The organism is Companilactobacillus jidongensis, from assembly GCF_003946575.1.
GTDB classification, from domain to species: Bacteria; Bacillota; Bacilli; order Lactobacillales; family Lactobacillaceae; genus Companilactobacillus; species Companilactobacillus jidongensis.
Window position 1 is genome coordinate 21,084 of record NZ_RHOP01000017.1, and the last position, 16,663, is coordinate 37,746.

Below are 16,663 nucleotides of genomic sequence, written 5' to 3' on the forward strand. Positions count from 1 at the left end.
TCTCCTTATACGGCGATAGGTGCCTTAATTGCTGGTTCTGGGTTATAGTCCTTAACCTTAATGTCAGATACTTCCAAGTCAAAAATACTCTTGTCAGAATTTATTTCCAATTGTGGTCCTTCATGTGGCTCACGAGACAACTGTGTTTTAACTTGATCAATATGGTTCAAATAAATATGCGCATCACCAAGTGTGTGGACAAACTCTCCAACTTCAAGACCAGTTTCGCGTGCAACTAAATGTGTTAATAAAGCATAGCTGGCAATATTGAATGGAACACCCAAAAACAAATCACCACTTCTTTGATACAACTGACATGATAACTTACCATCATTCACATAAAATTGGAACAACGTATGACATGGAGGCAATGCCATTGATGGCACATCTTCAGGATTCCACGCACTAACAATCATTCTTCTTGAATCCGGTGTCGTTTTGATCTGCTCAATAACATTTTTGATTTGATCAATAATTCCCCCATCACGTTTTTGCCAGTGACGCCATTGCGCACCATAGACAAATCCGAGATCTCCATATTTGTTAGCAAAGTCATCATTTTCAAGAATTTCCTTATCAAATTGCTTCTTTTGAATTTTGTAATCTTTTGCAAAGTTAGCGTCTACTAAACTTCGACGACCAAAATCAGTCATATCAGGACCAGTGTATTCATCGCTCTCAATATACTTCTTAAAAGCCCATTCATCCCATATATGATTCTTATGTTCTAACAAAAAGCGGATATTAGTATCACCATGTAAAAACCACAATAGTTCACTTTTGATGAGTCCAAAGGGTACTTTTTTAGTCGTCAAAAGTGGAAATGACTTTGACAAGTCAAATCTCATCTGATAACCAAAAGTACTGATTGTGCCGGTCCCAGTACGATCACTTTTTTTATGTCCATTTTCCAATACATAATTTAAAAGATCCAAATATTGTTGTTCGTTAGTATTTGCCATAAGTTCTCCTTCAAATCCTATTCAAATTGACCTAGATATTCCCAGCGTTCCATTAATTTATCAGCTTCGGTATTTTTCTCATCCAATTGACGTTGAAAATCCATTAACTTTTGATAATCGTTAGAATCATCATTCAATTGATTTTTCAAGGTTGAAATTTCGTCGTCTAACTTTTCAATTTGAGGTTCCAACTTATCAAATTCAATTTTTTCAGCATATGTTAATTTTGTTTTTTCTTCTTGTTTCTTTTCAGCAACTGCTTCTTCTTGCTTTTTTTCTTTGGCTTCATGATGCTTAGCTTGTTCTAAATCACTCATTTTTTTGAGATACTCAGAATAAGAATCATAGCTTTCTTTGATCTTCCCATTACCTTCAAAAATCAATAACTTATCAGCTATTTTATCCAAGAAATATCTATCGTGGGATACAGCTAGGACAGTCCCTTTGAAACTTTCTAAATAGTTTTCAAGAATAGTTAATGTTTCAATATCCAAATTATTAGTTGGCTCATCGAGTAACAGAACGTTAGGCTGATTCATCAAAATAGATAATAGATACAAACGACGTTTTTCACCACCAGATAATTCACGAATAAAGGCACTTTGCATGTTGTGATCAAACTTAAATGTATCTAATAATTGTGATGCGGACATTCTATCGCCATTAGTGTTTCGCACATTTTGACCAATACCTTCTAGATAAAGAATGACACGCTTATCTGGGTCCATATCCTCTGTATATTGGGTATAATATCCAATTTTTACAGTTTGACCGGTTTTGATCTCACCGGAATCCAGTGGAATCTTATTGACGATTGTATTCAAAAAGGTTGTTTTACCAGATCCGTTTGAACCAGTCACACCTATTCGATCACCTTTGGTAATTAGATAATTAAAATCATCAATAATAACTTGATTATCAAATTTTAAATTAGCATCCCTGATATCAAAAACATCATTCCCAAGACGTTGTTGAGCAATATCAATTGACATATCTTGTTGTACATCGGGTTTGTCTTGTAGGTCTTCTTTTAGACCTTTAAAGCGATCAATACGAGCTTGTTGTTTAGTCCCACGTGCTTTGACACCCGCGCGCATCCAATTTAGCTCTTGCTTATACATTTGTGTCTTATGATGTTGTTCTGATGCATAAATTTCTTCTTTGTCGGCTTTTTGTTGCAAATACTTTTCATAGTTACCGTCATATTCAGTTACATTAAGATTTTCTAATTCAAAGATACGTGTAGCAACAGTATTCAAGAAATAACGATCATGGGTAACAAATAATACTGAGCCCTTATACTTATTCAAATAACCTTCCAACCAATCGATTGCTTCATAATCCAAATGATTAGTTGGCTCATCTAAAATCAGTAAATCAGAATCAGAGATTAGCGTCTGTGCAAGTGCAACACGTCTTTGCTGGCCACCAGATAAATCTTCTACTTTTTTATCTAGTTCCGTAATACCAAGCTTATTTAAAATCGACTTAACGTCTGACTCCATTTGCCAAGCCTCAGCTGCATTCATTTGTTCCTGTAACTTGAAGAACTTATTTTGAGCATTGGTATCAGTCGAATCGGCATTGAATTTTGTTAACGCACGTTCATACTTTCTGATCAACTGAAACTTTTCACCACTTCCAGCAAAAACAGAATCGATGACTGATAGTTGTTCATCTAATTCTGGCTGCTGAGTCAAATATGTAATTTTATAGTTCTTAGGTTTCTCAATGCCAATTGAGTTTAAATCCTCCGGATTAACGATTCCATCTAATAATGTTGTTTTACCAGCACCATTCAGTCCAAGTAATCCGATTCTGTCACCTTCACCAATAGTGAAAGTCACATCTTTAAAAAGTGTTCTCTCTCCAAACGACTTATATGCATTTGTGATATTTAAAGTTTTCAAATAATTCACCACGTTAATTTAGTATAGTTGCTTCTCTGTCTTTTATCGCACAGAGGATGTCCTGTTAATTATCACATAAAATTAGGCAAAACAAAAACCCCACATCAATGTGAGGTCTTTATTTTATAAATCCTTGTTATAAATATCGAAGACAGTATGATCACTGTTAATTGAGATATATAAATTACCAGTCTTACTTGAGATTGCAGCTGTTTGATAAACGTTATCTAAACCTTCTGCATCCTTTTGTTTGAATGGGAAATAAATTTGCATTGGTTCTTTATCTTCATCATCTTCAAACACAAGGTCACATTTTTCAATATCTTGATATTTGATTACACGGTTAAACATTCCATCAGTCATTGCGGCTGTTGAAACATCAGCATCCTTAATATAGTCGGCATCTGGCAAAATTTCGATTCTGAATCTCTTACATGGGTGAATCTCTTGCATACGTCCACCAGAGATACGTCCATAACTAGTTGTTACACGAGAAATCCATACATCGCTCATTTCACTGTGACTCACTGTCCAAGTATCATCATTTCTGAAGTAGAATTTTAATTCTTTGAAAACATGTTTAGTCATATTACCACCCTTTCGAATACTAAATTACTTACTAGAACAATGATACCACAGCAACCTCATTCACTTAACAAATATTGTTTCAATTTATCAAAATTATTGTAAACGGTTCCTTCCACGACCTTATGCTCTATCTGAGACATGCATTTTCCGATTTCAGGACCCGGTTTTATGTTCAATATTTTGATAATATCATTACCCGTAATGGCTAAATCTCGACTAGATTTTATGGGAATATTACGAACTTTTTCAGTCAATACTTTTTCATCAAAATCAATTTTGAACAACTTGCATAAACTAGCTACACGATCAAAATTATCCACACCTAAAGAATATATATCCCACAAGTCAAAATTACCATCGCGGAAATTCTTCAGCATTTTATCAGTGGAAACACTAGTTTCGCGCGATTTATTAGATACCTTCCAATCACGTAGCATTTTGTTAAACTGCTTCGGTGTAAGTTCCATTGCATAACCGATGGCCGTCCAAGCAGCCTCTTCATCTAAAAATGGTACATTATCTAATTTTAATAACTTATTTAATTCATTAGATTGATTCTTAAATGACGGACAATATTCTGACAAATCTAGTTTTAAAAAATCTGCAAAGCCTGTTTGCCAAGCCTTACCTAACATTAATTTTATAAATTCTTCTCGAATTCGTTCAATAGCAATTTTTTCCAGTAGATATGCGTTATCTCTTATTGCGACCGCTGTTTCAGCTTCGACTGTAAAATCCAACTGCGATTGAAATCTGACTGCACGCATCATTCGCAATGCATCTTCATGGAACCGTTCTTCGGCCTTGCCAACAGCTCGAATGATCCGCTTGTCTAAATCACCTAATCCATCAAACTTGTCAATGACATTACCATTACGATCAACTGCCAAGGCATTTATAGTAAAGTCACGGCGTTTGAGATCATCTTCAAGTGAACGAACAAAAGTGACCTGATCTGGACGACGAAAATCTTGATAACCAGACTCAGTTCTAAAAGTCGTGATTTCATATGAATCCTCACCGACTAGAACTGTCACTGTTCCGTGTTGAATACCAGTATCTACCGTACGTTTAAAAATAGTTTTTATTTCTTCAGGATAAGCACTTGTCGCAATATCAACATCATGAATCGGTAACCCTAAAATGTGATCGCGCACACTTCCCCCAACAAAGTAAGCTTCATATCCTGCTTTTTCGATTTCTTCTAAGACCGGCAGTGCATGTTTGAAGTCTGAAGGAAGTTGTTCAATACGCATAAAATTACCTCACTAAATTAAATTTGATCCATTAAATTTTTCATTTCATCGTTATCAGGATCTTGTTTCAAGTATAATGCCAATGCTGCTTTTAGAGCGTCCTTATCACCACTACTGCGCAAAATTTCGATCACATCTGTTAAGTAGTCTAAGTTATCTCTATATTCATCTAACACTAATAAAATATTCTCTTGTGCTTTGACGATATCATCAGTTTCAAAGTATGACTTAGCTAAGTTCCAAGTCAGCTTGGGATTTCCATTTATGTCAACGCCATTCAATAGGTCCAAGTTATTACTATATTGTCCATGTGTGACATAGAAATCACTTAAACGAATAATCAATGGAAGTGGTGTTTCAACAGTCATAATACCTTTTTGAATAATTGACATTGCTTCATCTGGCTCCTCAGAGATGCCAGCATCAAAGGCAATTTGATATAATCTTTCATCCAATTCATTCAAATTAATTCCCAATTGAGCATACTTAAATGCCTCTTGGTTCTTTTTAATATTCAAATAATCTTCCGCCAAAATTGCATAAGCAGTTGGATAATCATGATTAGTCTCAAGCAGCTTTTCCAAAGTGCTAATAGATTTATTATAATCCTTTACTTGGTTATACAAAAATCCTAATTGATACTGGGCATCTTCATTTAGTTCAATTACATTTAATTTTTCAAACTCTGAGATAGCTTCCTCATATTGACCATCTCCGGCCAATGAACTAGCCTTACGCAAAGTTATCGAGATACCTGAGTAATTAGTAATGTCCTCGTCTAGAAGCATGTCATAGTATGTTAGGGCTTTGCTGAAGAGATTCTCATCAAAATAAAGCTCTGCTATCGCAAACTTGAAGACATCTTCGTCTGGATAACTTCTAATACCAGTCAAAAGTTTTTGTTCACTAACTTCATATAATCCTTGAGATTGATAAATATCGGCTGATACCAATAGATTTTCAGCATATGCAGGTGAATCAGGACCTATTTGTGAAATATAATCCAACGCTTGGTCTGAATCACCATCAGATACGGAAATTTCAGCCAATCTTGACAGTATTTGTCCTTCATCTGGATAAAATACTAATAAGTGCTCATATATTGTTTTAGCCTGAACTGACAGTCCACGGCTCATCAATGTTTCAGCCAAAGAAAATTGTGTTTGATCGTCGTCTTGTTCAAGTGATTGCTTAATTAAACTATCTACATTAGTAAAATCCCCTGCATCAATTGTGTCCATTACTTCGTCTGCTTTAGTCAAATTATTTCCTCCGTTTGTCTAATATACGTTTTTTAAACGAGTTGCGAAAGCACAGATTCCTTCGCCCACTACGGATAGAAAATGCGTCACTTCGCGCCACGTTATCTACTTCAGGTGGTGCTAAGAATCTACCATGCTTTCTCCACTCTCTGCATAAAAAAAGACGGTCATCCGACCGCCCCCAAGATTAAAACTATTTAACTGAGTCTTTCAAAGCCTTACCAGGTTTGAATGCTGGAACCTTGCTTGCTGGAATCTTAATTTCTTCACCAGTTTGTGGGTTACGGCCTTTACGAGCTGCACGTTGACGTACTTCAAAGTTACCAAAGCCAATCAATTGAACTTTGTTACCTTCTGATAAGTTTTCTTGGATGCTTTCAAAAACAGCATCAACTGCTGAAGTAGCGTCTTTCTTTGTTAGTCCTGTCTTACTTGCAACACTATCAATAAGTTCTGCTTTATTTGCCATACATAATACCTCCGGAGATTTGTATAATTTTAGAACACATGAACGACGACCTGTGTTCATCATTCCATTAACAAAAGTACCATAGCAGTAGGGTTGTGGCAAGCTTTTACGCTCTAATTTAGGATAAAAATGTAAATCTTTACATAAATTATAATTATAATTATAAAAACGTTCGTTTTACCGCCGTTTGGGGCTTATTTACGTTTTCTAGGTAAAATTTTAATTGGAGTACCTTCAAAGTCAAAAGTATCCCTCAATTGATTTTTCAGGAATCTTTCATAAGAGAAATGTAATAATTCGTTGTCATTAACAAACACAACAAAAGTTGGTGGTTGAACGGCAACTTGTGTCATGTAATAAATTCTCAATCTCTTACCATTAACAACTGGTGTTGGTGCAATCGAAGTTGCACGTAACAACAAGTCATTTAAGACAGCTGATTGAATTCTACGTTCACGGTTATCATAAACCCTTGATACTAATTCTGGAATTTGATCCAGTCTTTGTCCCTTAACAGCCGATGTGAATAAAATCGGTGCATAGGCTAAGTATTGGAAACCATCCCTAATTTGATTTTCAAAGTCCTTCATTGTGTGATTATCTTTTTTCAAAGTATCCCACTTGTTAACGACGATGATAACACCTTTACCTGCATTGTGAGCATACCCGGCAACACGTTTATCTTGTTCACGAATACCCTCTTCAGCATTCAACACAACGCAGACAACGTCTGACTTATCAATTGCACTCAAAGCTCTCAAAACAGAATATTTTTCAGTATTTTCATAGACCTTACCACGTTTTCTAATACCTGCAGTATCGATCATCGTGAAGTCTTTGTCGAGTTTATCATCATGATACTTGGTATCAATGGCATCACGTGTTGTTCCTTCCATATTTGAAACAATAACACGTTCATCTCCAAGGATTGCATTAACTAATGAAGATTTACCCACATTTGGACGCCCGATAAAACTAAACTTAATAGTTTCATCTTCCTCACTTGTATCTTCGACTGGGAATGCTTGAACTATCTCATCAAGCAAATCACCAATACCGGTACCCTGAGAACCAGAGATCGGATTTGGATCACCAAAACCTAGCGTATAGAAATCATAAATATTCTCTCTTTGTTCTGGATTATCAGCCTTATTAACTGCTAGGATAACTGGTTTCTTAGTACGGTAAAGAATCTTAGCAACATCTTCATCTTCCTTAGTAACGCTGCTTTGACCATTAACAATAAAGACAATAACATCAGCTTCATCAATTGCTATTTCAGCTTGGTTCTTGATTTGAACGGTCAATGGTTCTCCACTCATATCAATACCACCGGTATCAATCAAGCGGAATTCTTTACCTAACCAACTAGCACGCGCATAAATACGATCACGCGTAACACCTGGTGTATCTTCAACGATACTCAATCGTTCATTAATAATTCTGTTAAAAATAGTTGATTTACCAACATTTGGACGTCCAACTAAAGCTACTACTGGAATTGCCATAAAGCTACCTCCCTACGTTCCTATTTCTTTTCATTAATAATTTTTGTAATTAGTTCAACAACTTGTTCAATATTCATATTTGAAGAATCAACCTCAATGGCATCATCAGCTTTTTTCAATGGTGAAATTTTGCGGTGTGAATCCTTGTAGTCGCGCGCAGCAATTTCATCCTTTAAGACGTCTAACGACGTGTTAATTCCACGCTCAATATTCTCTTTGTAGCGCCGTTCAGCACGAACAGCAACGCTTGCAATCAAAAATATTTTTACATCAGCATCTGGTAAGACTGTTGTACCTATATCTCGACCATCCATGACAATATCAATGTCTCCCGCCATTTGGCGTTGCATTTCAACCAATTCAGTTCGAACTTCTTTGATGGCCGAAACTTGTGAGACATTATTTGTGATTTCTTCAGTTCTGATGGCATCCGAAACATCTTCATCATCAAGCATCACATGTTGACCATCAGTTTTGTTAATAAAATGAATTTTATGTTCATTCATTAAATTTAAAATATTGGAACTATCACCATAATCTACATTGTGATTTTTTGCAAGTAAAGTAACTGTACGATACATTGCACCTGTATCACAATAGACAAAATTCAAGTTTTTTGCAATCAATTTGGCAATTGTACTCTTACCAGCTGATGCTGGCCCATCAATAGCTATTTGCATGCTTCCTTACCCTCTGCTTAACAAAAGGGTCTAGGACATAACTGTCTAAGACCCTTCATAATATAATTATTATTTAACTCTTAATTGTGTACCTGGTGTTAATGTTGAAATTCCACCATTCAAGTTCTGCAATTGTGCAGTCGTCAAATTGTGATTGTAAGCAATTCTAAACCAATTATCACCAGATTTTACAGTGTAATATGATGATGCTGTGTTATCGCTAGCACTGCTTGATGAATTATTATCAGTTGTTGTGCCAGTTGATGAAGAATTAGAGTTACTTTGATCTGTTGATTGTTGCGTCTGCGAACTGTCAGTAGTTTGTGGACTGTTGTCAGTACTATCACTAGCATTGGAATTATTTGTAGAATTACTGTTTGCGGCAGCTTTTTCTTCAGCGGCCTTTTTAGCGGCGGCTTTCTTTTCTGCGGCAGCGGCTTCATCAGCCTTCTTCTTGTCAGCAGCTTTTTTGTCTGCGGCTTTTTTAGCGGCGGCTTTCTTCTTTGCTGCAGCGGCCTTTTTAGCAGCTGCCTTCTTGGCAGCAGTCTTATCCTTGCTCTCAGTAGAGTTCTCAGATTGAGTGCTACCTAAATTGCCATTACTACTACCATGGACTGCACTGATAACAACTGGCGCAAACATAATAACGATCAAACCAATTACTAATGTGGCAACTAAGGTGTGATTACCACGTTGCTTACTCTTACTTACAGCACGTGAAACATGACCATCTTCGTCTTCATCTGAATCAAATGTCTTTTCCCAAGGCTTTGCTTCATCATCGGATACATCTTTATCAGAAGTATCTTGTGACTTGGAATCATCATCAGCACTAGTTGACTCACTCGTCTCATCAGGAACATTATCTTGTGAATCTGAAGATTGTGTTGAAGATGCTGCTTTTCCAGCAACATAACCAGCTGCTGCTCCAACACCTGCTGCAGTCGATGCATCTGTTTTTTCATCATCTACATCTTCAGACTGACTCAAATGATCCCCACCATTTTGGCTTGATTGAAGATGATCATAATTATCATCTTCAACAGGTTGTTCAGACTGAGTCGGAGCTTCATACTGCATATCTTGATTTTCGTTATTATCTGTACTGTTATCTGTAAAAGGTTCTGCTGGTTGTGGTTCAGAATATCCATTTTCACCAGGAGTATCTTCAACATTGTTAGTACTATTATTAACAGGAATATCTTGACCGTCAGACGGCACTAAATTGTACTTTCTTAAATCTTCAGGACTAACGGAACCTTCTAGACCGTCAGTGCTTTTAGGGATGCGAACACCACCAGAAGTATTGTTTTTGTTATTATCGGCCATTAAAAACCAACCTCCTAATTTCTATCCCTTAAAGCATATCATAAAAGTTTAAAATTTTTCTTTAAAGATTCATAAAAAGCACTTAAATATACGACTTTTGTTACAATTTTTTACTTAATAAAGAAATGACCCTTTAATCTTGGGTAAACAACAATGACTCCGGCAGAGATGATCAATGCCTTTACAACATTGAATGGTACAACACCTGTTGCCACATAAGTAGCTAAACTCATGTTCAACTTCATCCCTACAACGCCCATATATAGCGGCATAACAACGAAATAATTAAGTAATGACATAATAACTGTCAATGAGACAGTTCCCATAACTACAGCCATTATTTTTTTGTTCTTCTGCCAGAAATAATTAAATGGCAACAATAAGGCGATTGCTCCAACGATACTTGCACCATCGCCAATGATTCCAGCAACACCTGAACCTGTGATCAACCAATGAACGATTCCCTTGATAAAGGCAATTAAAATTCCTCCTACTGGTCCATAAGCAAATGTTCCAATAATCGTCACCACGTCACTCAAATCAATCTTGAGAAATGGTAGCCAGAATAAAACTGGAAATTCAAAAAACATCACGATCGATGCTAACGCCGAAAAAATTGCTACTCCTACTAAAGCATGAAATTTGTACGTACTTCTTCCCATAAAATCAACCTTTCCCGTCGATTTCCAAAAGAAAAGAGGTCTGTGTTGGATACACCTAAATAGGGCACACCAAAACAGACCTCTCTGTTTTCTTTCATCTAGACTTTACTATCGGTACTGGAGTTTCACCAATTCGACCAGCAATGCTGGGTCGCGGACTATAACCGCCGGTCGGGAATTACACCCTGCCCTGAAAACCAACTTATTAAATTTTTCACTATTAATATATCAGACTAATGTCTTTCTTTCAACTGTGCAACTTCAAGTCTTGTTAAATTTCTGTATTTACCAGATACCAAACCATCTAATGTGAGAAAACCATATTTTTCACGAGATAGCTTCTCTACCGGGTGTCCTACAGCATCAAACATTCTCTTAACTTGATGATTATGACCTTCATGGATCACAATTTTCACGAGTGAAGTATTTTTCTTGGTGTCTTTAGACATCACATGAACTTTGGCAGGAGACGTACTGAACTCCTTCAACTTCATGCCGCCCTCTAACTTCTTGATTGCTTCGACTTCCATAAATCCACGAACCTTGGCAATATATGTTTTTTCAACATGATAACGAGGATGCATCAATAGATTAGCAAAATCACCATCATTAGTTAATAACAATAACCCAGAAGTATCATAATCCAAACGTCCGATTGGGTAGACACGCTCCCTTACGTCATCTTCTAATAAATCTGTAACTGTCTTTCTACCCTTATCATCTTTAACTGCAGAAATGACGCCACGTGGCTTGTATAACAAGATGTAACGCTTCTTTTCATCTTGCAAAGGCATACCGTCAACTTCGACCTTATCATGATGATCAACTTTAATTCCCATCTCAGTAACGGTCTTACCATTAACTACAACGTGACCTTCAGCAATTAATTTTTCTGATGCACGACGTGATGCAATACCCGCATCAGCCATAAATTTTTGTAATCTAACTTTCTCCATTAAAATCTCCTATGTTCTCTTCTTGTATATTCTCAAATTTTTCAATTGGGGGTAAATCTTTCAAACTCTTGATTCCAAAATAATCAAAGAAATCATCTGTGACAACGTATAAATTAGGATGTCCAGGAACATTTTTCTTGCCGTTTTCCATAATCAAACTTCTAGCAAGTAAGGTATTGATACTTCCTGAACTTTGTACACCACGGATCTCATCGATTTCAATTCTCGTGATCGGTTGGCGATATGCCACAATTGATAAGACTTCCAATGCAGCCTGACTTAGTTTTGTACCTAAACCTGATTTGAAATACTTCGTCAGTAATTCGCTGTATTCGCTTTTGGTGATCAACTTATATCTTGAATTAAAATTAGCGAGTTTGATTCCTGATTCTTCATCACTTGCAAGTTTGACTGCAAGTTGCTCCATGGTTTGTCTTAATGCAGCATTATCGATTTCTAACAATTCAGCAAGATCTTTTTCTTTAATACCTTGATCTCCAGCTACAAAAAGCAGTGCCATAATTTTTGCTTGATACAATGTTAATTCCTCAATTCAATAAATAATTCACTATCTAAATCATACTGTGTCGCCGTAATCTGTTGCTTACTGATCATTTCCAAAATTGCCATGAAATCTGTAACGACCTCTTCGATATCATTTTGCAATTTTAATAGTGACTTAAAAGTAGTTCGTTTCAAAGTTGATAATTTATTCAAAATATTCTCTTCAGCATCTTCGATCGACAAAACTTCATTCTCAATTATTTCAGTTTGCGGCTGACGATTTTTTGCTTGTCGCAATAATTCAGCATAAGTCGATGCCAAGTCAGTCAACACCACTGAATCAGGCTTCAAAAACTGTTCCAACTGAACTTGAGGAACACTCATATCTTTATCAAATGAAAGTTTACGCATCTGTTCTTTTTCTTCAAAATATTCAGACACCTGCTTAAATGTTTGATACGTCAATAATTGCGAGACTAGTTGTTCTCGTGGATCGTCCATCTCAAGCTCATCATCAATTTCATCTGGTGCTTGTGGCAAAAGCATCTTACTCTTAATTGACATCAAGGTTGATGCCATGACCAAATAGTCTCCAGCAATATCTAATTCTAAAACTTTCATACTATTCAAATAATCGATGTATTGCTGCGTGATCTGAGCAATTGGAATATCATAAATATCTATTTTTGATTCTTTGATTAGATGTAATAACAAATCAATCGGACCTTCAAAATCCGTTAAAACTAGTTTCAATTTTTCCATTATTCTTTTTTCGACAACTCACTCTCTTGATCCGCCTTATTATCACGCCAATCTTTTAACAATTTACCCAAGTTGAAATTTCCTAAAATAGTTAACTCAGGAAATCTCTGTTGAATATCGTCAAAAATCTTAAAAATGTTACTCTGTGACCGATAAGAAGGACTGAGTGAAATATACTCAATAAAAACAGTATGATCAGAAAATGACAGTGCCACAATTCCGGAATAATCTTCAATGTTACTCTTCCAAAGATACAATTGGCGATTCTCATCTTCTTTATAAAGTTTGAGTTCCTGATCCAAATTGGCCATATCTTTTAAATCTGAAATATACGACAAAAATCCCATCGCTATTTTTTTGTTTTCATCACTATATTTATTGAGCATAATTATCTCCTCTATGCACGAGGATGTGAGTTCTCATAAACCTGCTTCATTCTCGTCTTATTAATATGCGTATAAATTTGGGTGGTCGAAATATCTGAATGACCAAGTAATTCTTGAACCACACGTAAATCTGCACCGTTTTCTAACAGGTTGGTCGCAAACGAATGACGCAATGTATGTGGTGTGACATCTTTTTTTATTCCAACTTGAGCAATATATTTTTTTATCATGCGCCAAATAGATTGTCGTGTTAATTTGTTGCCACGAAAATTCAAAAAGACTTCTTTTTGTTCACCATATCGTTGGACTAATTGTTCACGTGTTTCCGCAAAATATTTTTGAAGCCACTTAATAGCAGTATCTCCGATAGGCAATAAACGTTCTTTGTTACCCTTACCCAGAGTCTTGATCAATCCTAAGTCCAAATGTAAATCACCCATTGCTAAATTAACTAGCTCACTGACACGCAATCCCGTGGCATACATAACTTCAAAAATTGCCCGATCACGTACACCTAATGGCGTTGACACGTCCGGAGATTCAATCAATGAATCAACTTCTTTCATCGACAATACTACGGGCAAATGTTGCCCTTTCTTTGGTGCATCCAACTCGTTCATTGGATTGATTTTAACCTTATTCATTAATTCTAGCCACTGATAAAAACGTCGTAGCGAAGAAAACATTCGCATCTGTGTTGTTTTTGACTTACCTAGCTTATCTTGATTCGCAAAAAAATTAGTGATTACAAAATGATCTTCTGGATATTGTGACTTTTTATTTGTTTCTAAGTAGTAACTAAATTCAAGTAAGTCTTGTTGATACGAGGTGATTGTATTCTTCGAAAGTCCTCTATCAAGCCTCAAATAACGTCCATAATCAGAAATCGTATCGATCATCGCTTGATTATGAATAGCCAGCTTTTCAGTCAAATAGTTTCACCTCTATTTAAGATAGGTATAACCATCTTTTTGTTCGATTTTTCTTTGTTTCATCAAATTACCTAAGGCACGTTTGAAACTACCTTTGCTGATACCAAAGTATTCTTTGATGTCATCTGGATCACTCTTATCAGTATAAGGAATTTTACCATCACGAGCGTGTTCCAAAACAGCCATGATCATTTGAGCATCAGGTGTAATCTCTTCAAAAGCACGTGGTCTCATTGACAAGTTCAAACGACGGTGACTTGAACCGATTGCACGAGCCTTGATGTGTTGTCCAATGTGCATTGGTCCATCTTGTTCGTTAATGTGAATGAATCCCAAATAATAGTCTTCAGTGATAACAAAAGTTCCTGAATCTCTGATGGCAATAACAGTGGATTCTTCATCCTTGTTCTTCAAAGTATCATTGGCACTACGAACTAATTGCATATAAAGGTTCAAATCAGCCAATTTACCCCAGAGGCGTCCTTTATGATCGACTTCCAGTTTGACCATTACTCGATCGCCCTTCTTAGGCCATTCTGAATGCTCTAGTGGCAAGTCATCAAGTGATACAACAATATCCTTGTCAACCAAACCAACATCAACGAAGACACCTAAGTCAGTTCTCACATTCGTAACTTCGGCGTAATCCCAGACACCAGACATAACAGTTGGTAAATCAACAGTCATGCGGTTCTTATGTGCTTGATTTTCATAAACGAATCCAGCAATCGTATCGCCAAGTTCTGGAGTTCCCTCAAGCTCTGTCAATTCTAGTGAAAAGGTATTTCCTTCAATTTGAACAAAAGCTTCATCTTTGTTCAAATCTGTAACTGTACCAGTCATAACTTTACCGTACATATCTTTTAATTCCATAATTTCTCCATATTCCTCAATTAATAATTAACAACTATAAGCACATTTAATATTTACTTTAACTAAGTACCATTTTAACAGTTATACTCAGAGTTACATAATTATTTCAGCTGAATAATTGTACCATGCTTTCATAAATTATTAGAACAAAATAAAAAATATTTAAATCAGTTTAAACACCCAGTTTCAGCCTACATACATGCTGGATTTCGCTTACATAAATTTATTGAATATTTATGTTTTTGTGTAAAGTCACAAGTTTTTTCAAATACAAGATTGAAATGCTATTAATATTGTGAAATAATTTTCTTTGTGGTAAACGTTTCCAAAATCTATTTAATACAGAAAGAAGATTTTAATTTATGAAAATCAAAGCTGCTGTTGTTGATAAAGTAAACGATCCATTCGTTATCAAAGATGATATTGAACTGGCTGATATGCAAGACGACGGACTACAAGTAAAAGTTGTTGCATCAGGTATCTGCCATTCTGATGAAGCATTACGTAAAGGTGATGCCGGATTCAACTTACCTGCTATCTTGGGACATGAGGGATCAGGTATCGTTGAAAAAGTCGGTAAGAACGTTCACAACTTTGAAGTTGGTGACCATATTATCATGTCATTCTACTCATGTGGAGAATGTGACAATTGTCTCAAGGGAATCCCAACTCAATGTCGTAAATATGCTGCCTCAAACTTGTCTGGTACACGCCCAGATGGTAGTGATCACTTCACAGAAAACGGCAAACATATCAGTGATATGTTTAACCAATCATCATTTACAACTCATACTGTAATTAATAAGAGAAATGCTGTTAAAGTTTCTAAAGATTTAGACCTAAGAAAACTTGGACCTCTAGGCTGCGGTTACGTTACTGGTAGTGGTACAGTCTTCAATACTTTGAAACCAAGACCTGGCGACACAATTGCCGTCTTCGGTACAGGTGCTGTTGGTCTAGCTGCCATGATGGCCGGTAAAATTTCAGGCTGTACACACGTTATCGCTGTTGATATCGTGCCATCACGTCTAGAACTTGCCAAAAAATTGGGTGCCACTGATATTGTCAACAGTGCCAATGAAGATGCTGTCAAAGCAATTAAGAAGATCACTAATGGTCTAGGTGTTGACTGGGCCGTTGATACTACTGGAGTTGCCAAAGTTATGACGGATTCAATTGCCGCCCTAACACAAGGTGGTACAACTGCTACTATCGCCGTTACACCACACAATATTGATATCAGTACATGGAACGATCTATGTGTTGACGACAAAAAAGTTGTCGGTGTAAACATGGGTGACTCCATCCCTCAAGTGGACATTCCTCGTCTACTAGAATTTTATAAGATGGGTGTCTTCCCATTCGATCTTACTGAAAAGTTTTATGACTTCGACCAAATCAACGAGGCCGATGCTGACTCAGTCAGTGGTAAGACTATCAAACCTATTTTGATCATCGATAAGGATTATAAACCAGAAGCTTAACTATATATATAGTGTTTAAGAGCTCAATCAATTGATTGGGCTCTTTTTTTGCTTAACAATATGACAAATGTCATATCAATACATGACATTGCTTACTATTTTGAATTAGATAAATAAATTAAACTTATCTTATCAAATCA

At 36.2% G+C, this 16,663-nt stretch carries 17 protein-coding genes and 1 riboswitch; of the genes, 1 reads left to right on the top strand and 16 read right to left on the bottom strand.

Going from position 1 to position 16,663, the window contains the following annotated elements:
- Positions 1-5: 5 nt before the first annotated feature.
- From EKM68_RS10360 to EKM68_RS10435, 16 genes are all read right to left on the bottom strand, one after another.
- A complete protein-coding gene (locus EKM68_RS10360) occupies positions 6-962 on the bottom strand; it encodes a thymidylate synthase (protein WP_125590469.1) in 957 nt (318 codons plus the stop codon).
- 17 nt (positions 963-979) lie between these two features.
- A complete protein-coding gene (locus EKM68_RS10365; RefSeq protein ID WP_449720069.1) occupies positions 980-2,881 on the bottom strand; it encodes an ABC-F family ATP-binding cassette domain-containing protein in 1,902 nt (633 codons plus the stop codon).
- Positions 2,882-2,995: 114 nt separating this feature from the next.
- A complete protein-coding gene (locus EKM68_RS10370; RefSeq protein WP_125590473.1) occupies positions 2,996-3,460 on the bottom strand; it encodes a hypothetical protein in 465 nt (154 codons plus the stop codon).
- A gap of 56 nt (positions 3,461-3,516) precedes the next feature.
- Entirely contained in the window at positions 3,517-4,716 is a 1,200-nt protein-coding gene (locus EKM68_RS10375; protein ID WP_125590475.1) for a CCA tRNA nucleotidyltransferase, read from the bottom strand.
- A 17-nt stretch (positions 4,717-4,733) separates the two neighbouring features.
- Positions 4,734-5,978: a tetratricopeptide repeat protein gene (locus EKM68_RS10380; RefSeq protein ID WP_125590477.1), complete on the bottom strand. Its 1,245-nt coding sequence runs from the start codon at positions 5,976-5,978 to the stop codon at positions 4,734-4,736.
- Between the two features lie 193 nt (positions 5,979-6,171).
- Positions 6,172-6,447: an HU family DNA-binding protein gene (locus EKM68_RS10385; protein ID WP_010623460.1), complete on the bottom strand. Its 276-nt coding sequence runs from the start codon at positions 6,445-6,447 to the stop codon at positions 6,172-6,174.
- Positions 6,448-6,641: 194 nt separating this feature from the next.
- On the bottom strand, positions 6,642-7,955 hold the full coding sequence (gene der / locus EKM68_RS10390) for a ribosome biogenesis GTPase Der (RefSeq protein WP_125590479.1): 1,314 nt from the start codon (positions 7,953-7,955) through the stop codon (positions 6,642-6,644).
- Positions 7,956-7,975: 20 nt separating this feature from the next.
- Positions 7,976-8,635 carry a (d)CMP kinase gene (cmk, locus tag EKM68_RS10395; protein WP_125590481.1) on the bottom strand — a complete coding sequence of 220 codons (660 nt, stop codon included), beginning with the start codon at positions 8,633-8,635 and terminating at the stop codon, positions 7,976-7,978.
- Between the two features lie 69 nt (positions 8,636-8,704).
- Positions 8,705-9,964, bottom strand: a complete 1,260-nt coding sequence (locus EKM68_RS10400) for a LysM peptidoglycan-binding domain-containing protein (RefSeq protein WP_125590483.1) — start codon at positions 9,962-9,964, stop codon at positions 8,705-8,707.
- Positions 9,965-10,074: 110 nt separating this feature from the next.
- On the bottom strand, positions 10,075-10,626 hold the full coding sequence (locus EKM68_RS10405; RefSeq protein ID WP_125590485.1) for an ECF transporter S component: 552 nt from the start codon (positions 10,624-10,626) through the stop codon (positions 10,075-10,077).
- Positions 10,627-10,708: 82 nt separating this feature from the next.
- Positions 10,709-10,828, bottom strand: a riboswitch (FMN riboswitch).
- Positions 10,829-10,859: 31 nt separating this feature from the next.
- On the bottom strand, positions 10,860-11,582 hold the full coding sequence (locus tag EKM68_RS10410) for a pseudouridine synthase (RefSeq protein ID WP_125590487.1): 723 nt from the start codon (positions 11,580-11,582) through the stop codon (positions 10,860-10,862).
- Positions 11,569-12,120: an SMC-Scp complex subunit ScpB gene (gene scpB, locus EKM68_RS10415; protein WP_125590489.1), complete on the bottom strand. Its 552-nt coding sequence runs from the start codon at positions 12,118-12,120 to the stop codon at positions 11,569-11,571. Before scpB ends, EKM68_RS10410 begins: the two co-directional genes overlap by 14 nt.
- A 2-nt stretch (positions 12,121-12,122) precedes the next feature.
- The gene (locus tag EKM68_RS10420; RefSeq protein WP_125590491.1) at positions 12,123-12,848 is read right to left on the bottom strand and encodes a segregation and condensation protein A; all 726 of its coding nucleotides are present in this window, start codon (positions 12,846-12,848) and stop codon (positions 12,123-12,125) included.
- The gene (locus EKM68_RS10425; protein ID WP_125590493.1) at positions 12,848-13,234 is read right to left on the bottom strand and encodes a RibT protein; all 387 of its coding nucleotides are present in this window, start codon (positions 13,232-13,234) and stop codon (positions 12,848-12,850) included. The genes EKM68_RS10420 and EKM68_RS10425 overlap by 1 nt, the downstream gene beginning before the upstream one ends.
- A gap of 11 nt (positions 13,235-13,245) precedes the next feature.
- On the bottom strand, positions 13,246-14,133 hold the full coding sequence (gene xerD / locus EKM68_RS10430; RefSeq protein WP_125590547.1) for a site-specific tyrosine recombinase XerD: 888 nt from the start codon (positions 14,131-14,133) through the stop codon (positions 13,246-13,248).
- Between the two features lie 45 nt (positions 14,134-14,178).
- Positions 14,179-15,039, bottom strand: a complete 861-nt coding sequence (locus tag EKM68_RS10435) for a CvfB family protein (protein ID WP_125590495.1) — start codon at positions 15,037-15,039, stop codon at positions 14,179-14,181.
- 362 nt (positions 15,040-15,401) lie between these two features.
- Here EKM68_RS10435 and EKM68_RS10440 point away from each other — a divergent pair, with 362 nt between their 5' ends.
- A complete protein-coding gene (locus EKM68_RS10440; RefSeq protein WP_125590496.1) occupies positions 15,402-16,523 on the top strand; it encodes an NAD(P)-dependent alcohol dehydrogenase in 1,122 nt (373 codons plus the stop codon).
- Positions 16,524-16,663: the final 140 nt, after the last annotated feature.